1 protein-coding gene and 1 pseudogene are annotated in these 825 nt (G+C 69.3%); one reads left to right on the forward strand and one right to left on the reverse strand.

The genetic code is table 11. The features are described 5' to 3' along the window. On the reverse strand, positions 1–551 hold a 551-nt coding region (locus VB714_RS21415), incomplete at its 3' end, for an ABC transporter transmembrane domain-containing protein (RefSeq protein ID WP_323226722.1). A gap of 3 nt (positions 552–554) precedes the next feature. Here VB714_RS21415 and VB714_RS21420 point away from each other — a divergent pair. Continuing rightward, positions 555–825, forward strand: a pseudogene (locus VB714_RS21420) (hypothetical protein); the annotation flags it as partial.

An 825-nucleotide genomic window follows, 5' to 3' on the forward strand; every position in this document is an offset into this window, starting at 1 on the left:
GGAGGGATGGCGAGCATGGCGACGGACGGGTCGAGGACGAAGAAGATCGTGCCGACGGCGACCACGGTGGTGAGCACCTGGATGATCTCGTTGGCCCCGATGTCGAGGAAGCGCTCCAGCTGGTTGACGTCGTCGTTCAGCACGGCCATGAGGGCGCCGGTGGCCCGCTCCTGGAACCAGGCGTGCTCCAGCTCCTGCACGTTCCCGTAGGCGTCGAGGCGCAGGTCGTGCTGGAGGTCCTGGGCCAGGTTCCGCCACGAGATCTGGTGCAGGTACTGGAACAGCGACTCGAGCGCCCACACGACGAAGGTCAGCAGGGCGATGGCCACGATCTGGGTCCGCTGGGTGGTGAACCCGAGGCGGTCGAGGGTGGCGTCGCCGTCGTTGGCCACCACGTCCACCGCGAGGCCGATCAGCAGCGGTGGGGCCAGGTCGAAGAGCTTGTTGAGCACCGAGTGCGTCGCTGCCCAACCGGTGCGGCGGCGGTACGGCGCGCCGTAGTCCCACAGGCGTCGCAGGGGTGCGACCCGCTGGTCATCGGTCCTCGGCATCCGATGAGTCTGCCTGCGAAGTCGATCGGTGAGCGCTTGCCAAGGGCGGATGGCGGCAGCCACCCTTCCGTCGTGGCCGACATCGATGCTGTCTTCAAGGCGTACGACATCCGGGGCACCACCCCGGACCAGCTCGACGCCGAGCTCGTCCGCTCCATCGGCGTGGCGTTCGCCCGGTTCGTGCGGACGCGACCCGAGCCCCACGACCGCGTGCTGGTCGGCCAGGACATGCGCCCCTCCGGCGTGGAGCTGGTGGCGGCGTTCTGCGAGGGCG

Source organism: Spirulina sp. 06S082, assembly GCF_034932145.1.
Classification (GTDB): Bacteria; Cyanobacteriota; Cyanobacteriia; order Cyanobacteriales; family Spirulinaceae; genus CCY15215.